This window comes from Streptomyces boluensis (assembly GCF_009908195.1).
GTDB lineage: Bacteria > Actinomycetota > Actinomycetes > Streptomycetales > Streptomycetaceae > Streptomyces > Streptomyces boluensis.
Genome location: NZ_JAAAHS010000114.1, coordinates 1 through 19,506, shown reverse-complemented (window position 1 = coordinate 19,506; position 19,506 = coordinate 1). Strand labels below are relative to the sequence as shown.

At 69.7% G+C, this 19,506-nt stretch carries 19 protein-coding genes; 4 read left to right on the top strand and 15 right to left on the bottom strand.

Going from position 1 to position 19,506, the window contains the following annotated elements; all coding sequences use genetic code 11:
* Window positions 1–610, top strand: a 610-nt coding sequence (locus GUY60_RS38245; protein WP_512700835.1) for a transposase, incomplete at its 5' end; no start/stop codon positions are given.
* A gap of 19 nt (window positions 611–629) precedes the next feature.
* Here the strand turns inward: GUY60_RS38245 and GUY60_RS16635 are convergent.
* Complete coding sequence (locus tag GUY60_RS16635; protein ID WP_161698529.1) at window positions 630–1,199, bottom strand: dienelactone hydrolase family protein; 570 nt, start codon at window positions 1,197–1,199, stop codon at window positions 630–632.
* Window positions 1,200–1,235: 36 nt separating this feature from the next.
* Between GUY60_RS16635 and GUY60_RS16630 the strand changes: the two genes are divergently transcribed.
* Entirely contained in the window at window positions 1,236–2,330 is a 1,095-nt protein-coding gene (locus tag GUY60_RS16630) for a mechanosensitive ion channel family protein (protein WP_161698527.1), read from the top strand.
* A gap of 77 nt (window positions 2,331–2,407) precedes the next feature.
* Here GUY60_RS16630 and GUY60_RS16625 read toward each other — a convergent pair whose 3' ends face one another.
* The 6 genes from GUY60_RS16625 to GUY60_RS16600 all read right to left on the bottom strand — a co-directional run bounded on the left by GUY60_RS16625 (window position 2,408) and on the right by GUY60_RS16600 (window position 8,336).
* Window positions 2,408–3,994 carry a Na+/H+ antiporter gene (locus tag GUY60_RS16625; protein WP_161698525.1) on the bottom strand — a complete coding sequence of 529 codons (1,587 nt, stop codon included), beginning with the start codon at window positions 3,992–3,994 and terminating at the stop codon, window positions 2,408–2,410.
* 131 nt (window positions 3,995–4,125) lie between these two features.
* Window positions 4,126–4,935: a heparin lyase I family protein gene (locus GUY60_RS16620; RefSeq protein ID WP_161698523.1), complete on the bottom strand. Its 810-nt coding sequence runs from the start codon at window positions 4,933–4,935 to the stop codon at window positions 4,126–4,128.
* A 126-nt stretch (window positions 4,936–5,061) separates the two neighbouring features.
* Entirely contained in the window at window positions 5,062–5,532 is a 471-nt protein-coding gene (locus tag GUY60_RS16615) for a GNAT family N-acetyltransferase (protein WP_161698521.1), read from the bottom strand.
* Complete coding sequence (locus GUY60_RS16610) at window positions 5,529–6,470, bottom strand: RluA family pseudouridine synthase (RefSeq protein WP_161698519.1); 942 nt, start codon at window positions 6,468–6,470, stop codon at window positions 5,529–5,531. The genes GUY60_RS16615 and GUY60_RS16610 overlap by 4 nt, the downstream gene beginning before the upstream one ends.
* 59 nt (window positions 6,471–6,529) lie before the next feature.
* Window positions 6,530–7,303: a signal peptidase II gene (lspA, locus tag GUY60_RS39720; RefSeq protein ID WP_312866325.1), complete on the bottom strand. Its 774-nt coding sequence runs from the start codon at window positions 7,301–7,303 to the stop codon at window positions 6,530–6,532.
* A gap of 67 nt (window positions 7,304–7,370) precedes the next feature.
* Window positions 7,371–8,336, bottom strand: a complete 966-nt coding sequence (locus tag GUY60_RS16600; protein ID WP_161698517.1) for a TraR/DksA family transcriptional regulator — start codon at window positions 8,334–8,336, stop codon at window positions 7,371–7,373.
* Between the two features lie 315 nt (window positions 8,337–8,651).
* Between GUY60_RS16600 and GUY60_RS16590 the strand changes: the two genes are divergently transcribed.
* Complete coding sequence (locus GUY60_RS16590; RefSeq protein ID WP_161698515.1) at window positions 8,652–8,843, top strand: DUF1059 domain-containing protein; 192 nt, start codon at window positions 8,652–8,654, stop codon at window positions 8,841–8,843.
* Between the two features lie 360 nt (window positions 8,844–9,203).
* Complete coding sequence (gene ileS / locus GUY60_RS16580) at window positions 9,204–12,356, top strand: isoleucine--tRNA ligase (RefSeq protein ID WP_161698513.1); 3,153 nt, start codon at window positions 9,204–9,206, stop codon at window positions 12,354–12,356.
* 227 nt (window positions 12,357–12,583) lie between these two features.
* Here the strand turns inward: ileS and GUY60_RS16575 are convergent, their stop codons facing one another.
* From GUY60_RS16575 to GUY60_RS16540, 8 genes are all read right to left on the bottom strand, one after another.
* On the bottom strand, window positions 12,584–13,675 hold the full coding sequence (locus tag GUY60_RS16575; RefSeq protein WP_161698511.1) for a DivIVA domain-containing protein: 1,092 nt from the start codon (window positions 13,673–13,675) through the stop codon (window positions 12,584–12,586).
* A 55-nt stretch (window positions 13,676–13,730) separates the two neighbouring features.
* The gene (locus tag GUY60_RS16570) at window positions 13,731–14,015 is read right to left on the bottom strand and encodes a YggT family protein (protein WP_161698509.1); all 285 of its coding nucleotides are present in this window, start codon (window positions 14,013–14,015) and stop codon (window positions 13,731–13,733) included.
* Window positions 14,016–14,067: 52 nt separating this feature from the next.
* Entirely contained in the window at window positions 14,068–14,691 is a 624-nt protein-coding gene (locus GUY60_RS16565) for a cell division protein SepF (RefSeq protein WP_161698507.1), read from the bottom strand.
* A gap of 124 nt (window positions 14,692–14,815) precedes the next feature.
* Window positions 14,816–15,535, bottom strand: a complete 720-nt coding sequence (locus GUY60_RS16560) for a YggS family pyridoxal phosphate-dependent enzyme (RefSeq protein WP_161698505.1) — start codon at window positions 15,533–15,535, stop codon at window positions 14,816–14,818.
* Window positions 15,536–15,541: 6 nt separating this feature from the next.
* Window positions 15,542–16,252: a peptidoglycan editing factor PgeF gene (gene pgeF, locus GUY60_RS16555; protein ID WP_161698531.1), complete on the bottom strand. Its 711-nt coding sequence runs from the start codon at window positions 16,250–16,252 to the stop codon at window positions 15,542–15,544.
* A gap of 31 nt (window positions 16,253–16,283) precedes the next feature.
* Window positions 16,284–17,504: a cell division protein FtsZ gene (ftsZ, locus tag GUY60_RS16550; RefSeq protein ID WP_161698504.1), complete on the bottom strand. Its 1,221-nt coding sequence runs from the start codon at window positions 17,502–17,504 to the stop codon at window positions 16,284–16,286.
* A gap of 277 nt (window positions 17,505–17,781) precedes the next feature.
* The gene (locus tag GUY60_RS16545; RefSeq protein ID WP_161698502.1) at window positions 17,782–18,582 is read right to left on the bottom strand and encodes a cell division protein FtsQ/DivIB; all 801 of its coding nucleotides are present in this window, start codon (window positions 18,580–18,582) and stop codon (window positions 17,782–17,784) included.
* Window positions 18,583–18,596: 14 nt separating this feature from the next.
* Window positions 18,597–19,506 (bottom strand): UDP-N-acetylglucosamine--N-acetylmuramyl-(pentapeptide) pyrophosphoryl-undecaprenol N-acetylglucosamine transferase (locus tag GUY60_RS16540; RefSeq protein ID WP_161698500.1); only part of this gene is annotated, 910 nt, incomplete at its 5' end.

The following is a 19,506-nucleotide window of genomic DNA, read 5'->3' as shown; positions in this document are numbered from 1 at the left end:
CGCCCCCGCCCCGCCGCGGCGGCAGCGACCGGCAGGCCCCCTCCCCACGCCCGTGATCGTCGCGGTGATCGCGGTAGCCGTCGCCCTGATCGCCGGCACCAGCCTGCTGCTCGCGCTGCGCGGCCCCGACGGCGAGCGCACCGAGGGCGGCGCGGACCCCAAGCCGACCGGTACGGCGACGCAGCACCCCACCGGGTCCCCCGACGGCGGCACAGATCCGGGCCGTCCCACCAACTCGCCCACGGGCAAGCCCAGTCGTACGCCGACGCCGCCCCCGACGCCCAACACCTGGATCGCGCAGTTCCTCTCGGAGCCGGTCTCCTCGGGCACGGCGGCACGCGACCAGCGCCTCGCCAGGATCCGCGAGACGGTGCCCAAGGCCCGCTTCCTGCGCAGCGACAACTTCGCGTCGCTCAAGCCGGGTTACTGGGTGATCTACGCGCCGGGGCCGTTCACCAACGGCCGGGCGGCACTGCAGTACTGCGCGACTCTCGGCCGGAACGCCCTGAAGGTCTGCGTCGGCCGGTACCTGAGCCACGACAAGGCCGACCTCCCGCTGCAGTGCCGCCCACCGGCCACGAACCCGACGGGGCGCTGCACGCGCCCTTGAGTGCGGGCTCGTCTCACGGCTACAGCGACTCGATGAACCCGAGAGCCACCCGCCACGTCTGCTCCGCCGACTCCTCGTCGTAGTCCGGAAGGTCCGGGTCCGTGTAGAGGTGCCCGGCGCCCGGGTAGCGGAAGACCTCGACGTCCGCGCCCGCCCTGCGCATCCGCAGGTACCAGGCGTTCAGCCAGTCGTGCGGCTCGAACGGGTCCGGGTCCGCGACATGCAGCTGCACCGGCAGGTCCTCCGCCGAAGCCTCCTCCGCGATGTCCGATGTGCCGTGCAGCAGAAGCAGCCCGCGGGCCTTGGAGTCACCGAGCGCGAGGGTCTGCGCCAGGGAACCGCCGAGCGAGAACCCGGCGTACAGCAGTCCGCGCTCCGAATAGGGCGCGGCGGCGAGCACGGCCCGGCGCAGCAGCTCGTCCTTGCCGATCTCGTCCTTGATCTTCATTCCCTCTTCGACGGTGTCGGCGGTCCGCCCGTCGAAGAAGTCCGGCACGTGCACCACGTGCCCGGCGGCGCGCAGCCGGTCCGCCGCCGCGTGCACGGCCGGGCGCAGGCCCTGCGCCGAGTGGAAAAGCATGATGTCCATGGACCCATCGTGCCAGGCGCCGCATACCCTCGACGCATGGAGAACGTACTGCGCCCGCTGATCGTCCTCGGCGGCACGGTCGTCCTCACGCTGGTCGTCGGCTGGCTGGTGGACCTGCTGCTGCGCCGCGCCGACGCCCGGCACCCGGAGACCCCGCTCTGGGGCCAGCTGCGCCGCTGCCGGCTGCCGCTCCAACTCGTCCTCGGCACCGCCCTGTTGGGCGCCTCGCACCGCCAGTCCGGGGTCCTCCCCGACCACTCGGCGGGCCTCGGCCACGCTCTCGCCCTGACCCTGATCGCCTCGTCGGCGTGGCTGGTGGTGCGGATCGCGTCGGCGATCGTCGACACGTCCTACGCGCGGTACGCCGCCACCCACCGCGATCCGGCCCGGGTACGCCGGGTGCGTACCCAGATCACGCTGATCCAGCGCGTGGTCACCGCCGTGGTCGGCGTGGTGGCGGCGGCCTCGATGCTGCTCACCTTCCCGGCGATGCGCACGGCGGGCGCGTCCCTGCTCGCCTCCGCGGGCGTACTCGGCATCGTCGCGGGCATCGCGGCCCAGTCCACGCTCGGCAACCTCTTCGCGGGCCTGCAGATCGCCTTCGGCGACATGGTGCGGATCGGCGACACGGTGGTGGTGGACGGCGAGTGGGGCACGGTCGACGAGATCACGCTGACGTTCCTGACGGTCCGCACCTGGGACGACCGCCGGATCACCATGCCGGTGTCGTACTTCACGTCGAAGCCGTTCGAGAACTGGTCCCGCGGCGGCGCCCAGTTGACCGGAACGGTCTTCCTGCACGTCGACCACCGCGCCCCGCTGCCCGAGATGCGGGAGAAGCTGCACGACATCGTGCGCGAGTGCCCCGCCTGGGACGGCCGCGACTGGAACCTCACCGTCACGGACACCACCCCGACGACGATGCAGGTACGCGCCCTGGTCACCGCGAAGGACGCCGACGACATCTGGACGGTCCGCGTCACCGTCCGAGAACAACTGATCCACTGGCTGACGACCCACCACCCGTACGCGCTACCGCAGGTGACGATCAGCGCAAGGTCCAGCACGTCCGCCCATTCCAGCGCATCCGAAAATCCAACCCCGCCCAATCCCAGCCCGTCCGGCGCTTGAGGACGAGGCCGCAGGCCGATGGGAGCGGGGTCTGGGGCGCAGCGCCCAGGGAACCGAGCCCCGGACAACAGCAACAACTACCGCAAGCTACGCACATCCAGATGCCGCAGAACCCGATCAACGATCTCCGGATCAGACCCGGGCTCATTACGCGCAGCCAAAACCTCATGCCGCGCAGCCGACAGCATCTCCCCCTGAATCCGCCGCACCCGCTTCGCCCACACACTCCGCTTCGCGTACGCCGCCCGCCGCTCCGCGTCCCCCATGTCGGGACTGATCCGGGCCCCGATCTCGTAGGCCCTGCGGGCGAGTTGCTCGGCGAACTCGTCCGGCAGCTCCTCGACGTCCTGGATCTCCTTGAGCCGCTTCTTGGCGGCCTTCGCGGCCCGGACAGCGAGATCCTTCTCGTACGCCTCCTCCGCCTCCGCATCCGGCTCGACCCCGAGCTTCCGTACCAGCCAGGGCAGCGTGAGCCCCTGCACCACGAGCGTCGCCATGATGACGCCGAAGGCGATGAAGATGATCTCCTCGCGTACGGGGAAGGCCGCGCCGTCGTCCGTCTTCAGCGGGATGGCGAGTGCGAGCGCCACGGACGCCACCCCGCGCATCCCCGACCACCACATGACGACGGTCTCCCGCCAACTGACCGGGATCTCCTCGTCGTAGTCGCGTTTGTGGTGCAGCCGCTTGGCGATCCAGGTCGCGGGCAGCAGCCAGAGGAGTCGTACGAGGACCACGACCGCGGTGACGGCGACCGCCCAGCCGAGGAGCTCACCCCAGCGGCCCGCGGCGGTGTTGATGGCGTTGTGCAGTTCGAGTCCGATGAGGCCGAAGGCGATCCCGGTGACCAGGGTGTCGACGACCTCCCAGAAGGTGCGTCCGGCGAGCCGCCCCATCACGTCGTCGGCATCGACCGCGTACTCCGCGAGGAACAGCGCGGTCACGAGCACCGCGAGCACCCCGGAACCCTTCAGCTCCTCGGCCAGTACGTACGCGACGAACGGTACGAGGAGGGTCAGGCCGACCTGGAGGGTGGCGTCGCCGAGGAAGCCCATGAGTTTGTTGGCGGCCCAGCCGATGCCGAGGCCGACGGCGAGCGCGACGACCGCGGAGAGGACCAGTTCGAGCGCGGCCTCCGGCAGCGAGAAGCTGCCGCTGACGGCCGCGGCGATGGCCACGTGGTAGAGCACGATCGCGGTCACGTCGTTGAAGAGGCCCTCGCCCTCCAGGATCGACACCAGGCGCCTGGGAAGCCCGAGTTGACCGGCCACCGCGGTGGCGGCGACCGGGTCGGGCGGTGCGACGAGCGCGCCGAGCGCGACGGCCGCGGCGAGCGGAAGGCCGGGTACGACAGCGTTGGCGACGAGCGCGACGGCGGCCGTGGTGACGAAGACCAGGGCGACCGCGAGCAGCAGGATCGGCCTCAGGTTGGCGGTGAACTGCCGCCAGGAGGTGCGCTGCACGGAGGCGTAGAGCAGCGGGGGCAGGACGAGCGGAAGGATGTACTCGGGCGGGATGTCGACATTGGGCACGAACTCCAGGAGCGCGAGCACGATCCCGCCGAGCGTCATCAGGACCGGCGCGGGCAGGCCGAGCCGTTCCCCGAGCGGGACGCTCAGCACGGCCCCGAGGAGCAGGACGAACAGCAGGGCCAACTGGTCCACTTCGGCGGCCTCCGGACGGTCACGACGGGCGGCCGTACGGAGCGCACAGCACGCGGGGCGCGCCCCCGAAGATCGGGAGCGCGCCCCTCAAGCCTGCCACGCATAACCGGCAAACCCGTCATGTCCCCCACTCAGGGAGCGACGTCGGCGTAACTGCGCCCCACCTTGGCCCCGTTGAGATACGCGGTCGCCTCGCCCTTCACACCGTCGGAGCGGTAGACGCCCCACTTGTCGGTGACCCAGTCCGCGCGCAGGGTGGCCCCCTTGAAGGTGTCACCGCCCTTGAGCTGCTGCTGCTCGCCGTCGTACCAGAACTTCACGGAGCCCTTGGCCGGGTCGTCGGACACGGTGATCCCGACGACGAAGTGGTGCCACTCACCGGTGCGCAGCGGGGTGTCCCAGAGCCGCGTCGTCTTCAGGTCCGGGTCGCAGTACTCCAGGTCGACCGTGCCGTCGCCGCGCGCCCGCAGCGAGAGCGGCGGGGTGGCGGCGGCGCCGCCGTAGTCCTTGAGCTGCCAGAGGGCGACCCAGTCACCGGCGGCGGTGGGCAGCGGGTCCCACATCGAACGCCAGCCGATGTAGACGGTGTCGCCCTCGTCGAAGCGCAGCGTGGACCCGTCGGGCCGCTTGTGCCCCCGCGTCTCGACCCGCACCCGGTCCTCGGGCGAGACCTTGTCGCCGGAGGTGTACAGCCGGTACGTCTTCCCGTACGCGCCCTTCGGGTCGTCGACGACCGTCACCTCGCCGGGCTTCTTCTCGACGCCCTCGAAGACGCTGGTGCCCTTGGCCGGATCCGCCTGCCAGAGCGGCGCGGCGGCCTCGCCCGCGCTCGCCTGCCAGACGCTGGCGAGGGCGAGCACACCCACGGCGGTCACGGACGCGGCCACGGCACGGCGACGGCGGGTGTTCCTGCGGTGCTTGCGCGAGAGACCTGGACGCATGGGAGCTCCTGTGGGGGCAGGGGTCAACGGGTCAACTCCCCGGAAAACTAGGGAGGTTGACCCCGCCCGTCAAGAAGAACAGGAAACTTTCCTAACCAGCGCTCCCGGTAACGGCGCCTCCGGGTCTCAGAGCACCCGCCGCATCGCACGGTGCGCGATCCCCGCGTCCGGGAACTCCTCGCCGTACGCCACATATCCGAGCCGCTCGTAGAACCGCAGCGCATGCGTCTGCGCGTGCAGGTCGACCGCGGCGAGCCCGAGCTCCCTGGCCACGTCCTCGATGCCCCGCACAAGCGCGGCGCCCACACCGAGCCCGCGCGCGCCCCGGGTGACGGCGAGCCGTCCGAGGGAGCCGATGGTCAGGTCGCCGTCGACCTTCGCCGTGGCGGCCTCGCCGTGCAGCAGCCGCCCGGTGCCGTGCGCCGTCCCGTCGTCCCCGACGGCGAGCACATGCACGGCGACCTCGTCGTACGTGTCGTACTCCAGGTCCTTCGGCACCCGCTGCTCGACCACGAACACCTCGTGCCGCACGCCGAAGCAAGCCTCGCGGTCGGCCTCGGACCGGGCGACCCGGACCTCGTACGACCCCGTCGTCACTCGCTCTCCGCCCGCACCCGGTCGAGGGCCTGCTGAAGGTCGTCCGGGTAGCCGCTCTCGAACTCGACCCAGCGCCCGTCACCGGGGTGCTCGAAGCCGAGCCGCACCGCGTGCAGCCACTGCCGGGTGAGGCCGAGGCGCTTGGCGAGGGTCGGGTCGGCGCCGTACGTCAGGTCGCCCACGCAGGGGTGCCGGTGGGCCGACATGTGCACCCGGATCTGGTGGGTGCGCCCGGTCTCCAGCTTGATGTCGAGCAGCGAGGCCGACCGGAACGCCTCGACCAGGTCGTAATGCGTCACCGACGGCTTGCCCTCGGAGATCACGGCCCACTTGTAGTCATGGTTCGGGTGCCGGCCGATCGGAGCGTCGATGGTGCCGCTCATCGGATCGGGGTGCCCCTGCACCAGCGCGTTGTAGCGCTTGTCGACCGTGCGCTCCTTGAACTGACGCTTCAGCGACGTGTACGCGTACTCCGACTTGGCCACGACCATCAGGCCGGAGGTGCCGACGTCGAGCCGATGCACGATGCCCTGCCGCTCGGCCGCGCCGGAGGTCGAGATGCGGTACCCGGCGGCCGCGAGCCCGCCGATCACCGTGGTGCCGCTCCAACCGGGGCTGGGGTGCGCGGCCACACCGACCGGCTTCATGATCACGACGATGTCGTCGTCGTCGTGCACGATCTCCATGCCCTCGACCGGCTCCGCGACGATCTGCACGGGCGGCGCCGCCTGCGGCATCTCCACCTCGAGCCAGGCCCCGCCGTGCACCCGCTCGGACTTGCCGACTACCGACCCGTCGACCTGCACCTTTCCGGCAGCGGCCAGCTCGGCGGCCTTGGTACGGGAAAAGCCGAACATGCGGGAGATGGCGGCGTCTACACGCTCGCCCTCCAGGCCGTCGGGCACGGGCAGGGTGCGGATCTCGGGAATCGTGCTCACCCGTCGAGTATGCAGGACAGGTACGACACCGCCGTACGAGAGCCCGGCGACGAAGACGCTCAGTCCCTGTGCACGGTCCCGTCCGGGTCGAGCCCGCGGAAGGACAGCAGCACGATCAGGATGCCGCCGCACACGATCGCCGAGTCCGCCAGGTTGAACACCGCGAACCCCTTCGGCGCGATGAAGTCGACCACCGCACCCTCGAAGACGCCCGGCGAGCGGAAGATCCGGTCGGTGAGGTTGCCGAGCGCACCACCGAGCAGCAGACCGAGCGCGATCGCCCAGGGCAGGCTGTACAGCTTGCGCGCGAGGCGGGCGATCACCACGATCACGGTCGCCGCGATGATGGTGAAGATCACGGTGAAGGCCTCACCGATCCCGAACGCCGCACCGGCGTTCCGGATGGCGTGCAGGCTCAGCCAGTCCCCGAGGAGCTGGATCGGCTCGTGGTGCTCCAGCTTCTCGACCACGAGCATCTTGCTGATCAGGTCGACGGCGTACGCGAAGGCGGCGACGGCGAACAGCACCGCGATCTTCCGCCGCCCCTTGGGCTTCTCGCCGTCGCCGTCGCCGTCGCCGTCACGATCGGCATCGTCCGAGGCATCCGAAGAACCCGCCGGGTCGACCGCGTCCGCCGAGTCCACCGAGTCCTCCGAGCCGGAAGGCTCCACAGCCGCCGCGGCGTCATCGCTCGCCTCGGCCGGGGAAACCTTCGCGTCGGCCGCGGAAGCCGACTCCGCCGCCGGGGTCTCCGCGGCGTCCGAACGCCCCGGCTCCGCACCGGCACCGGCGTCCTTGTCCGGCCTACCGATGATGCGCTCCGCCTCTGCCACGTGAGTCCCTCAACCTAGATTCCGGAATGAGGACGAGGGTACGACACAGCCGTAGGGCGCCTGCGCCCTAGTAGCGCCGTTCCTGCTTCTGCTTGCACTCCACACAGAGAGTGGCGCGCGGGAAGGCCTGCATCCTGGCCTTGCCGATGGGCTGACCACAGCTCTCGCAGACACCGTAGGTGCCCGCTTCGAGGCGTTCCAGGGCCCGCTCGGTCTGCTCCAGCATCTCCCGCGCGTTGGCCGCCAGAGACATCTCGTGCTCGCGCGTGATGTTCTTCGTCCCGGTGTCCGCCTCGTCGTCCCCGGCCCCGTCCCCGGAGTCGCGCATCAGCCCCTGCAGGGCCGCCTCTGACGCCAGGATCTCGGTGCGCAGCCGGCCCGCCTCGTCGAGCAGCAGCGTGCGCGCCTCGGCGACCTCGGCGGGGGTCCACGGGTCCTCGCCCGGCCGGACGGCGAGCTCACCCGGCTCTGCCGCCACCACACGCGCCTTGGGTACGGAGGCGGCCGTCCGCTTCGTCGCCGCTCCAGAAGTCTTCTTCGCAACCACCGACTTGGCTCCCGCCTTCTTCTCCGACTTCGCCGCACCGTCGGCAGCCTGCTCGGCTGCCGCGGCCTTCCCGGTCGCGCTCTTCCCTTGGTCGGCACCGGCGTCATCGACTCCGGCGGCCGCCTTCTTCGCCACGGTCTTCTTCGCCGTGGCCTTCTTGGTCACGCTCTTCTTGGTGGCCGTTTTCGTGGCCTCGCGGTGCGCCGCGGACTCGGCCTGCTCGGCCGCTTCCTCGTGCCCGGCCTGCGCTTTCTTCGCGGTGGCCTTCTTGCCCGTCGCCTTCTTGGTGGCCGTCGCCTTCTTCGCCGTCGTCTTCTTCGCCGCGGTCGGGTGCTCCGCCACGTCCTCGGTGCCCACGTCCTCGGTAGGCGGCTCCTCGGCCTTCTTCACGGCTGCCTTCTTCGCCGCGGCCTTCTTCGTCGCCTGCTTCGCCGGCGCTGTCCCGGCGGACGCCGGCTCCGGTACGGCGGTCTTCTTCGCCACCATGGCCGCGGCCCCTTCACATTCTGTGATCTTGCACGCGAATCGTGGTGGGACGATAAATCGACCCCAGGCCCGCGGCAACGGGGCACGCCGCCCGATCCGCCCGCCCCACGGGTGCCGCGCGGCGTGCATGCAAGCGTTGTGCCCAGCTCCCCGCCGGGTAATCCGCCGGTCTCTGCGGGCCAGGATCCGGCTGGTCGACGTATCGCCATTCGGGTCACCGGCCGGCGCCGTACCGCCCTCCTCCGCACACCAGCGAAAACCCGCCCCATGCCCCATATGCGGGCATAATTGGACACGAAACGAAGGAGGTGCCCCATGCGCAAAACAGCCGACTGTCGCGAATTCCCGAGCGAGATGAACTGCACCCTCACCATCTCCGGTGAGGAGGAGGAAGTGGTCCGCGCCGCCAGCGAGCACGCCGCGTCCGTTCACGGCCACACGGACAACCCCGAACTGCGGACGATGGTCCGTGAGTCCCTCAAGGACGCCATCCCCGAGCACGCCTGAAAAGGCCCCTCACCGCTTCGCACCCGGCCGGTCGGAAACCGGTCGGCCAGGTGAGCCGAGGCCCCGTACACTGGGCGGAGCGAGAAGCGTGGATGGGGACGAGTAGCGTCCGACGCGGCCACGAGCGACCCGGGGACGGTGTGAGCCCGGGGGCAGGCGAGACGTGAAGATCACCCCGGAGCCGCCGGAAGAAAGCCGAAGCCCCCGCCGAGGCGAGTAGACCCGGCATCGCGACCCCAATGAGGGGGCTTTCCCGTGCGCCACGCGCGTAGGGAAGGCCAAGGAGGGTGGTACCGCGGGAGCGCGACAAGTGGCTCTCGTCCCTCCGACGGAACGGAATCGTCCGCCGGAGGAAGCGCGTTGAACACGCAGCCGCAGTACCACCAGGTGCCCGCCCAGGTCGACCTGCCCGCCCTCGAGCACGCCGTGCTCCAGTTCTGGGACGAGCAGAAGATCTTCGCCAAGACGCTGGAGCAGTCCGAGGGCCGCCCCGAGTGGGTCTTCTACGAGGGCCCGCCGACCGCGAACGGCATGCCCGGCGCCCACCACATCGAGGCCCGCGTCTTCAAGGACGTCTTCCCGCGCTTCCGCACCATGCGCGGCTACCACGTGGCGCGCAAGGCCGGCTGGGACTGCCACGGCCTGCCCGTCGAGCTGGCGGTCGAGAAGGAGCTCGGCTTCAACGGCAAGAAGGACATCGAGGCGTACGGCATCGCCGAGTTCAACGCCAAGTGCCGCGAGTCCGTGACCCGGCACACCGACGCCTTCGCCGACCTGACGACCCGCATGGGGTACTGGGTCGACCTCGACGACGCCTACCGCACGATGAACCCCGAGTACATCGAATCGGTCTGGTGGTCCCTGAAGCAGATCTTCGACAAGGACCTGCTCGTCCAGGACCACCGCGTCGCCCCCTGGTGCCCCCGCTGCGGCACCGGCCTCTCCGACCACGAGCTGGCGCAGGGGTACGAGACGGTCGTCGACCCCTCCGTCTTCGTCCGCTTCCCGCTCACCGGCGGCCCCCTCGCCGGCCAGGCCTCGCTCCTCGTCTGGACGACCACCCCCTGGACCCTCGTCTCCAACACCGCCGTCGCCGCGCACCCCGACGTGACCTACGTCGTCGCGACCGACGGGAACGAGAAGCTGGTCGTCGCCGAGCCGCTCGTCGAGAAGGCACTCGGCGAGGGCTGGGAGACGACCGGCGAGTCGTTCACCGGCGCCGAGATGGAGCGCTGGAACTACCAACGCCCGTTCGAGCTCGTGGAGTTCCCGGCTCCGGCGCACTACATCGTCAACGCCGACTACGTCACCACCGAGGACGGCACGGGTCTGGTCCACCAGTCCCCCGCCTTCGGTGAGGACGACCTCAAGGTCTGCCGTGCGTACGGCCTGCCGATGGTGAACCCGGTCCGCCAGGACGGCACCTTCGAGGAGGACGTCCCGCTGGTCGGCGGCGTCTTCTTCAAGAAGGCCGACGAACAGCTCACCGCCGACCTGGACGCCCGCGGCCTCCTCTTCCGGCACACCCCGTACGAGCACAGCTACCCGCACTGCTGGCGCTGCCACACCGCGCTGCTCTACTACGCGCAGCCGTCCTGGTACATCAGGACGACCGCCATCAAGGACCGGCTGCTCGAGGAGAACGAGAAGACCAACTGGTTCCCCGACTCGGTCAAGCACGGCCGCTTCGGCGACTGGCTGAACAACAACATCGACTGGGCCCTCTCCCGCAACCGCTACTGGGGCACGCCGCTGCCGATCTGGCGCTGCGAGGAGAACCACCTGACCTGTGTCGGCTCGCGCGCGGAGCTCTCCGAGCTGACCGGCACCGACCAGTCGGCCCTCGACCCGCACCGCCCGTACATCGACGACGTCACCTTCACCTGCAGCCACGAGGGCTGCTCCCTCGAAGCGGTGCGCGTCCCGGAGGTCATCGACGCCTGGTACGACTCGGGCTCGATGCCGTTCGCGCAGTGGGGCTACCCGCACAAGAACAAGGAACTCTTCGAGTCCCGCTACCCGGCCCAGTTCATCTCCGAAGCCATCGACCAGACCCGCGGCTGGTTCTACACACTGATGGCCGTCGGCACCCTGGTCTTCGACAAGTCCTCGTACGAGAACGTGGTCTGCCTCGGCCACATCCTCGCCGAGGACGGCCGCAAGATGTCCAAGCACCTGGGCAACACCCTGGAGCCGATCCCGTTGATGGACCAGCACGGCGCCGACGCCGTCCGCTGGTTCATGGCCGCCGGCGGCTCCCCCTGGGCCGCCCGCCGCGTCGGCCACGGCACCATCCAGGAGGTCGTCCGCAAGACCCTCCTCACGTACTGGAACACGGTCGCCTTCCAGGCCCTGTACGCGCGTACGTCGGGGTGGGCCCCGTCCGCCGCCGACCCGGCCCCCACCGAGCGCCCGCTCCTGGACCGCTGGCTGCTCAGCGAGCTGAACCTCCTGGTCGACCAGTCCACCGAGGCCCTGGAGTCGTACGACACCCAGCGCGCCGGCAAGCTCCTGTCGTCCTTCGTCGACAACCTCTCCAACTGGTACGTGCGCCGCTCCCGCCGCCGCTTCTGGCAGGGCGACAAGGCCGCGCTCCGCACCCTGCACGAGGTCGTCGAGACGATCACCCGCCTGATGGCCCCGCTGACGCCGTTCATCACCGAGCGGGTCTGGCAGGACCTGGTGGTCCCGGTGACGCCCGACGCCCCGGAGTCCGTCCACCTCACCGCGTGGCCCGAGGCCGACAAGTCCCTTGTGGACCCGGTGCTTTCGCAGCAGATGACGCTGGTACGCCGCCTGGTCGAGCTCGGCCGGGCCACCCGCGCCGAGTCCGGTGTGAAGACCCGGCAGCCGCTGTCCCGCGCCCTGGTCGCGGCCACCGGCTTCGAGCACCTGGGCGCCGAACTCCGCGCCCAGATCACCGAGGAGCTCAACGTCACATCCCTCGCCTCGCTCTCCGAGGTGGGCGGCTCCCTCGTCGACACGACGGCCAAGGCCAACTTCCGTGCCCTGGGCAAGCGTTTCGGCAAGGGCGTCCAGGCGGTGGCCAAGGCCGTCGCCGACGCCGACGCGGCCGCGCTCTCCCTGGCACTGCGCGAAGGCACCGCCTCCGTGGAGGTCGAGGGCGAGACGGTCACCCTGGCCCCGGACGAGGTGATCATCACGGAGACGCCGCGCGAGGGCTGGTCCGTCGCCTCGGACTCCGGCGCCACGGTCGCCCTCGACCTGGAGATCACGGACGACCTGCGCCGCGCGGGCCTCGCCCGTGACGCCATCCGCCTCATCCAAGAGGCCCGCAAGAACAGCGGGTTGGACGTGGCGGACCGGATCGCGGTGCGCTGGACGACCACCTCCGAGGAGACCGGCGCCGCCCTCGCCGAGCACGCCGCCCTGATCGCCGACGAGGTCCTCGCCCTGGACTTCGCCACGGGTGAGGCCGACGGGACGTACGGCGACCCGTTCACGGACGAGGGCCTGGGCCTGACGTTCCGCCTCCGCAAGACCGAGGCGTAACGGCCCACGCCACCCGGCAACCCGAAGGCCCGGTGCCACCCGATCCAAACGGATCGCGTGGCACCGGGCCTTCGGCGTTGTGTGCCGGGCACACCTGCACGCCCCGCAGCACTGCTGTGCCCACCCCTACCCGGAGAGCACACAAAAGGGCCTGGCCCCGGGAACATGTCCCGGGGCCAGGCCCTTGAAGCGCTGCCGACGCTACGCGCGCTGCGCGCGCACAATCGTCAGTTGTCGTCCTCGTCGATGAGGAACCCGCGCATCGGCGACGGGGCCTGCTGCATCGGCTGCTGACCCTGCGGTCGCACCGGCGCCATCGGCTGCGTCATCGCGGGCGACATCTGCTGCTGGCCACCGTACGAACCGCCACCGGAGTTGGCTCCGTTGCCGCCCATGGTGTGGTTGCCGCCCATCGTGTGGTTGCCGCCACCCATGGAGGGCGCACCGGCGGAAGCCATCGAGGGGGACGGCGGCAGCGAGGCCGTCGCCGGGGTACGCGGCGGAGCCAGCGAGTCGTCGGCCTGGGTCTCCAGCTGACGCAGCTGCGACTCCAGGTACGACTTCAGACGCGTGCGGTACTCGCGCTCGAAGCCGCGCAGGTCCTCGACCTTGCGCTCAAGCGTGGCGCGGGCGGACTCAAGAGAGCCCATCGCGACGCGGTGCTTCTCCTGCGCGTCCCGCTCCAGGGCGTCGGCCTTGGCACGAGCGTCACGCTCGAGGCCCTCGGCACGCGAACGCGCCTCGCCCACAATCTTGTTGGCCTCGGAACGGGCCTCCGCGATCGCCTGGTCAGCGGTCTGCTGCGCGAGCGAGAGGACACGGGCGGCGCTGTCGCCACCGGGACCCCCCTGACCGCCGCCACCCTGCGGGAGCTGCGGACCATGGCCGCCCATCGGACCGCCCATGGGGCCGCCCTGCATGGGACCGGGGCCCTGCTGCTGCGGACCACCGTGGCCACCACCCGGACCTGCGGGCAGCTGCGGCGCACCACCGGGCAACTGGGGCGGGCCCAGGTGCTGTTGCTGCTGCGGCGGCACCGGCTGCGGACCCGATATTGCGGCGGGCACGGGGGCGCCGGGCCCACGCTGCTGCTGGTCCTGCGGCTCGGGCTTACGCATGCCGCCCTGCTGCTGGTTCTGCGCGGCGGCACGAGTCGCTGCGGCGAGCTTCGCGCGCAGGTCCTCGTTCTCGCGGAGCAGTCGCGTCAGTTCGGCTTCGACCTCATCTAGGAAGGCATCGACCTCGTCCTCGTCATAGCCTTCTCGGAGGCGGACGGTCGTGAACTGCTTGTTCCGCACGTCCTCGGGGGTCAACGGCATCTCTTCACCTCAACGTAGTCGTCGGCATTCGGCAAGAACGTAGTTGACATCGCGCTCACAGCCGGCTCACGACGGAGATCAGGATGTAGACGATGATCATCAGTACGAAGAAGGACAGGTCGAGCGCCACGCCCCCGAGACGCAGCGGCGGGATGAACCGCCGCAGAAGCTTGAGCGGTGGATCAGTGACAGTGTAGGTGGCCTCCAGAACGACCACCATCGCCTTGCCGGGTTGCCATGAGCGGGCGAACTGGAAGACGTAGTCCATGACCAACCGGAAGATCAACACGATCAGGAAACACATCAGCGCGATGTAGAGCACATCCCAGACAACGCTCATCGTTCGCGCTTCCCTCTCCCCGTGTCTCGTGCTTCGTATCCGGTCCTGCGTCTCAGCTCTGGTTGAAGAACCCGCCCTCTGCGATGCGAGCCTTGTCCTCCGCCGTGACATCGACGTTAGCAGGCGACAACAGGAACACCTTCTGCGTCACCCGCTCAATGCTGCCGTGCAGTCCGAAGACCAGACCGGCGGCAAAGTCGACAAGTCGCTTCGCGTCGGTGTCGTCCATCTCCGTCAGATTCATGATCACCGGAGTGCCCTCACGGAAGTGTTCCCCGATGGTACGGGCCTCGTTGTAGGTCCGGGGGTGCAATGTCGTGATGCGGTAGGGCTCCCGCTCGGACACAACCTTGGGCATGATCACCGGTGCGTTCTTCTCCAGGCTCTGACGTTCAGGTGTGATGGATGCCACGGGGGCGATTCGCGCCGGACGTCCAATTTCAGCGGGTACCGAAGCGGCCGCGGCCATCGGCTCACGCGGGGCAGGGGTCTGCACCTTTCGCGCCGGTTCGTCCTGCTGAAGTTCATGCGCGGGCTCGTGCCTCCGGCGGTCCCGCTCGGGTTCCGGATCCAGCTCGGGCTCGAACTCGTCATCGGGGTCGAACCCCCGGCCGTCGTAACCGTCGTCCTCCACGAGGCCGAGGTAGACCGCCATCTTGCGCATCGCGCCGGCCATGCTCTGAGTCCTCCGCTCTGTGGTGGATCCGTTGTGCCACCAAGTGCCCACGATCCACTCGACACCCCCGCTGATCTGCAGGAATGACCATATTTTCTGCTGTGGTCCGACTTTCTTGGCGACGTTACCGGAGCCGGGGTCGGACTCCGAGTACCGCACTGCCGACGCGCACATGTGTCGCTCCGGCCGCAACGGCCTCCTCGAGGTCCGCGCTCATCCCCGCTGACACCATGTTCGCAGCCGGATGAGCCGCGCGCAGGAGGGTTGAGAATTCCACCAGCCGCTGAAACGCCGCCTGTTGCCGTCCCGCGTACGGTCCGGCGAGCGGCGCCACGGTCATCAGACCGTCGAGCCGCAGTCCCGGAGCATTGGCCACAAGTCCGGCCAACTCCTCGATCCCGTCGGGCGCTACGCCACCCCGCTCACCTCTGCCGCCCTCTTCGGCGTCGAGGGCGACCTGGATCAGACAACCCAACTCGCGCTCCGCCTTCACCGCCGCGGCGGAGAGAGCTGTGACGAGCTTGGGACGATCCACGGACTGCACCAGACCGGCATAACTGACAACGGAACGCACCTTATTGGTCTGCAGCTGACCCACGAAGTGCCAAGTGAGCGGCAGATCTGAGCACTCGGCAGCCTTGGGTGCCGCGTCCTGGTCACGGTTCTCGGCGACATGACGTACGCCGAGCTCCGCCAGGATCCGTACATCGCTCGCGGGGTAGGTCTTGGTGACCACGATGAGGGTCACCTCTTCCCGCGCACGCCCAGCGGCCGCGCACGCCGCGGCGATACGCTCCTCCACCTTGCCCAGATTTGCGGCGATTTCCGCCTTACGGTCCGTCATGCCCTATCAGTCCAGCCAGACATAGGCCGCGAGCCGACCCGTGGTGCGGTCGCGGCGGTACGAGAAGTGGTCACCGGATTCCAGCGTGCACACCGGCGACCGCTGCCGGCCGCTCACCCCGAGCCGGTCCAGCTGAGCGTGCACCCCGCCGGTCACGTCGACCGCGGGCGTCCCCCAACTCGTCTCGGAGTACGCGGCGTTCTCGACCGCCGCCACGTCCGCCCGCATCTGCTCGGGCACTTCGTAGCAACGGCCGCAGACCGCGGGCCCGGTACGGGCGATGATCCGCGACGTCTCGGCGCCGAGTCCCACCATCGCCTCGACGACGGCCGGTACGACCCCCGCGACCAGGCCCGGACGTCCGGCGTGCGCGGCTCCGACGACACCGGCGACCGGGTCGGCGAGCAGCACCGGGGTGCAGTCGGCGGTGAGTACGGCCAGTGGGAGTCCCCGACGTGCCGTCACCACGGCGTCCACGGAGGGGATGTCGGAAATATCACCCCAGGGGCCGTCGACCACGGCCACGTCCCGGCCGTGCACCTGGTTCATCCAGACCACGTCGCCGGGCTCGATGCCCAGTGCCTTCGCGGCGAGTTCACGGTTGGCGCGGACCGCCTCGGGGGCGTCGCCGACCGCTCCGCCGAGGTTGAGCTCCTCGTACGGAACGGCGCTCACCCCGCCCCACCTGTCGGTGAAGGCGAAGTGCGCGCCGTTCACGGTGTCGTGCGCAGTTATCACTTGGCGAAGGTCACTTCAGGAAGTCCGGGACGTCCAGCTCTTCCGCCTGGCTGTCCTGGTACGGACGGGCCGTGGGGACGTGCGGCGGAGTGACCGGGGCGGAGGGCGCCTCGTTCACCGGGGCCGGCTCGGGGGCCGGTTCGGCGATCGGGGTGCTGTCCTCGCGCGAGGTCACACTGCCGAGCGAGCCGAAGGCCGGACGGGACTCGGTGGTGCTCCGTACCGGCGTGGGCTCCTCGCGCTTGCCGGCGCCGGCCCCGATGGTGTCCCGCTTGGCCGGCGGCTGCCCACCGTCGAAGCCCGCGGCGATGACGGTGACGCGCACCTCGTCGCCGAGCGCGTCGTCGATGACGGCACCGAAGATGATGTTGGCCTCGGGGTGGGCGGCCTCGCTCACCAGCTGGGCGGCTTCGTTGATCTCGAACAGGCCGAGGTCGGAGCCACCGGAGATGGAGAGCAGTACGCCACGGGCGCCGTCGATGGACGCCTCCAGGAGCGGCGAGGAGATCGCCATCTCCGCGGCGGCCACCGCGCGGTCGTCGCCGCGTGCCGAGCCGATACCCATGAGCGCCGAACCCGCCTCGGACATCACGGACTTGACGTCGGCGAAGTCGAGGTTGATCAGGCCGGGCGTGGTGATGAGATCCGTGATGCCCTGCACACCGGAAAGCAGCACCTGGTCCGCCGACTTGAACGCGTCGAGCACGCTCACCTGGCGGTCCGAGATGGAGAGCAGACGGTCGTTGGGGATCACGATGAGGGTGTCGACCTCTTCGCGGAGTTCCGCGATGCCGTCCTCGGCCTGATTGGCGCGACGGCGACCCTCGAAGGTGAACGGGCGCGTCACCACACCAATGGTGAGAGCGCCGAGTGAGCGTGCGATGTTGGCGACGACGGGTGCGCCGCCGGTGCCTGTGCCGCCACCTTCACCGGCGGTGACGAAGACCATGTCGGCCCCCTTGAGGACCTCCTCGATCTCCTCGCGGTGGTCTTCGGCCGCCTTGCGGCCGACTGCCGGATTCGCTCCGGCACCGAGTCCGCGGGTGAGTTCACGGCCGACGTCGAGCTTGACGTCCGCGTCGCTCATCAACAGGGCTTGCGCGTCGGTGTTGATGGCGATGAACTCGACGCCCTTGAGACCGACCTCGATCATCCGGTTGATGGCATTGACACCACCGCCGCCGACACCGATGACTTTGATGACTGCGAGGTAGTTCTGCGGTGCTGCCACGTCGAAGGCCTCTCGCCTCGAGTTACGTGTCGCCGCTTCGCCGTGCGTGCGGTGCGACGACTGATGCCGAAATGGGACGGTCCGAACGCCGACCCGAACCCTAACGCTGAAGTTTAGGGTTACCAGTGTGTCTGTTCCCTGGAGTCTTCGAAACAGGACACTAAGTCGACAAGTGGCGCACGTTCAACGAACACGCCGAACCTCCCGTTTTTCTTTTCACCCTATGTGATCAGCCGTTGCGCTGACCAACCAGGGTGCTGGCCTGCGCAATCAGGCGTCAACTCCCTGACGCGGCAGGGGCGGTGGGCGCACTCACGTCGAAGTACCGCGCCTTCGGTACGGCTTTCATCAGGGCGGTGAGCGACGCCGCCTTCGCGTCGCCCTTCTCCATGCTGCCCCAGTCCACGGTGCGTTGGCCCTTCAACTCCACGGCGATGGAGTCATATGAACGGACTTGAACGGTACGGGCGTCCTTCGTGACCGCGTTCGGCAGATCGCCGGCGACGCGTACCGCGGCACGCAACAGCCGCTCGGTTCCGAAGCGGTGGAGACTCGGCGACGCGGCGGCGTCCAATTCCAGAAGCGGAACGCCCTTCGGAGCGATGTCGACGGTCGCGAACCGCACGCCCTGGGCGTCCACTTCGACGAACTTTCCGCCCTTTTCAATGAGCAGTACCGGCTTGCGTTCGGTCACCTTGAGAGCGATTCCGTGCGGCCAGGAACGCACTGCTTCGACGGTGTCGATACGGCGCAGTCTCTTCCGCAGCCGATCCTCAATCCCGTCCGTGTCGACGGAAATAAGCGGAGCGCCGACCGGAACCTCCGCCGCCGCACGTACCTCTTGGGAGGTGAGCACCTCGGTTCCGGAGGTCGTGACGCGCTCCACGCGCAGCCACTGCGAGCCGTAGAGCAGCCAGACGACGCCGGCCGCGAGCAGTACGGCGGCGACTCCCGCGATCACGAGAACGCGGGTGGGCGGCAGCCGAAGTCGTCGGCCGCCGCCCGTCGGTCGGGGCGGGCGGGCCGGTGCGTCCCCCTGCTTGCGTTCGCCTCGTTCGGCGGTGGTGGGTCCGGCCACGCTCCCCTGCCTTCTCACGCCCGGTGGCGTGCCGCAATCGCCTCGTAGACCATGCCGACGAGGAGTTCATCGGCGTCCCTGCGGCCGAACTCGGCGGCGGCGCGGGACATCTCGTACAACCGGTGGGGGTCGGCGAGCACCGGCAGCACGTTCTGCTGCACCCACTCCGGGGTGAGTTCCGCGTCGTCGACCAGGACACCGCCGCCGGCCTTGACCACCGGCTGGGCGTTGAGCCGCTGTTCGCCGTTGCCGATGGGCAGCGGGACGTAGGCGGCCGGGAGTCCGACGGCGGAGAGTTCGGCAACGGTCATCGCGCCCGCGCGGCAGAGCATCATGTCGGCCGCGGCGTACGCGAGATCCATCCGGTCCACGTACGGTACCGGGACGTACGGCGGCATCCCGGGCATGTTGTCCACCTGCGGCAGTTCGTTCTTCGGGCCGACCGCGTGCAGGACCTGGATGCCGGCGCGCTGCAGGTACGGGACGACCTGCTGGACGACCTCGTTGAGGCGGCGGGCGCCCTGCGAGCCGCCGGAGACCAGCAGGGTCGGCAGGTTGGGGTCGAGGCCGAACGCGGCACGCGCCTCGGGACGCACCGCGGCGCGGTCCAGAGTGGCGATGGTGCGGCGCAACGGGATGCCGATGTAACGGGAGTTGCGCAGCTTGCTGTCCGGCGACGAGACCGCGACCTGGGCGGCGTACCGCGAACCGATCTTGTTGGCGAGGCCGGGCCGTGCGTTGGCCTCGTGCACCACGATCGGCACGCCGAGGCGCTTCGCCGCGAGGTAGCCGGGCAGCGCCACGTATCCACCGAAGCCGACGACCGCGTCCGCCTTGGTGCGCTCGAGGATCTGCTCGGCGGCCTTGATGGTGCCGCGCAGGCGTCCCGGAACCGTGATCAGTTCGGGGGTGGGCTTACGGGGC

Coding starts and splice junctions, on each gene's coding strand:
- GUY60_RS16560 (WP_161698505.1), bottom strand. CDS start 15,535: ATGACGGACCGTAAGGCGGAAATCGCCGCAAATCTGGGCAAGGTGGAG.
- GUY60_RS16570 (WP_161698509.1), bottom strand. CDS start 14,015: ATGAGCGTTGTCTGGGATGTGCTCTACATCGCGCTGATGTGTTTCCTG.
- GUY60_RS16565 (WP_161698507.1), bottom strand. CDS start 14,691: ATGGCCGGCGCGATGCGCAAGATGGCGGTCTACCTCGGCCTCGTGGAG.
- GUY60_RS16575 (WP_161698511.1), bottom strand. CDS start 13,675: ATGCCGTTGACCCCCGAGGACGTGCGGAACAAGCAGTTCACGACCGTC.
- GUY60_RS16590 (WP_161698515.1), top strand. CDS start 8,652: ATGCGCAAAACAGCCGACTGTCGCGAATTCCCGAGCGAGATGAACTGC.
- GUY60_RS16630 (WP_161698527.1), top strand. CDS start 1,236: ATGGAGAACGTACTGCGCCCGCTGATCGTCCTCGGCGGCACGGTCGTC.
- GUY60_RS16600 (WP_161698517.1), bottom strand. CDS start 8,336: ATGGTGGCGAAGAAGACCGCCGTACCGGAGCCGGCGTCCGCCGGGACA.
- GUY60_RS16620 (WP_161698523.1), bottom strand. CDS start 4,935: ATGCGTCCAGGTCTCTCGCGCAAGCACCGCAGGAACACCCGCCGTCGC.
- GUY60_RS16635 (WP_161698529.1), bottom strand. CDS start 1,199: ATGGACATCATGCTTTTCCACTCGGCGCAGGGCCTGCGCCCGGCCGTG.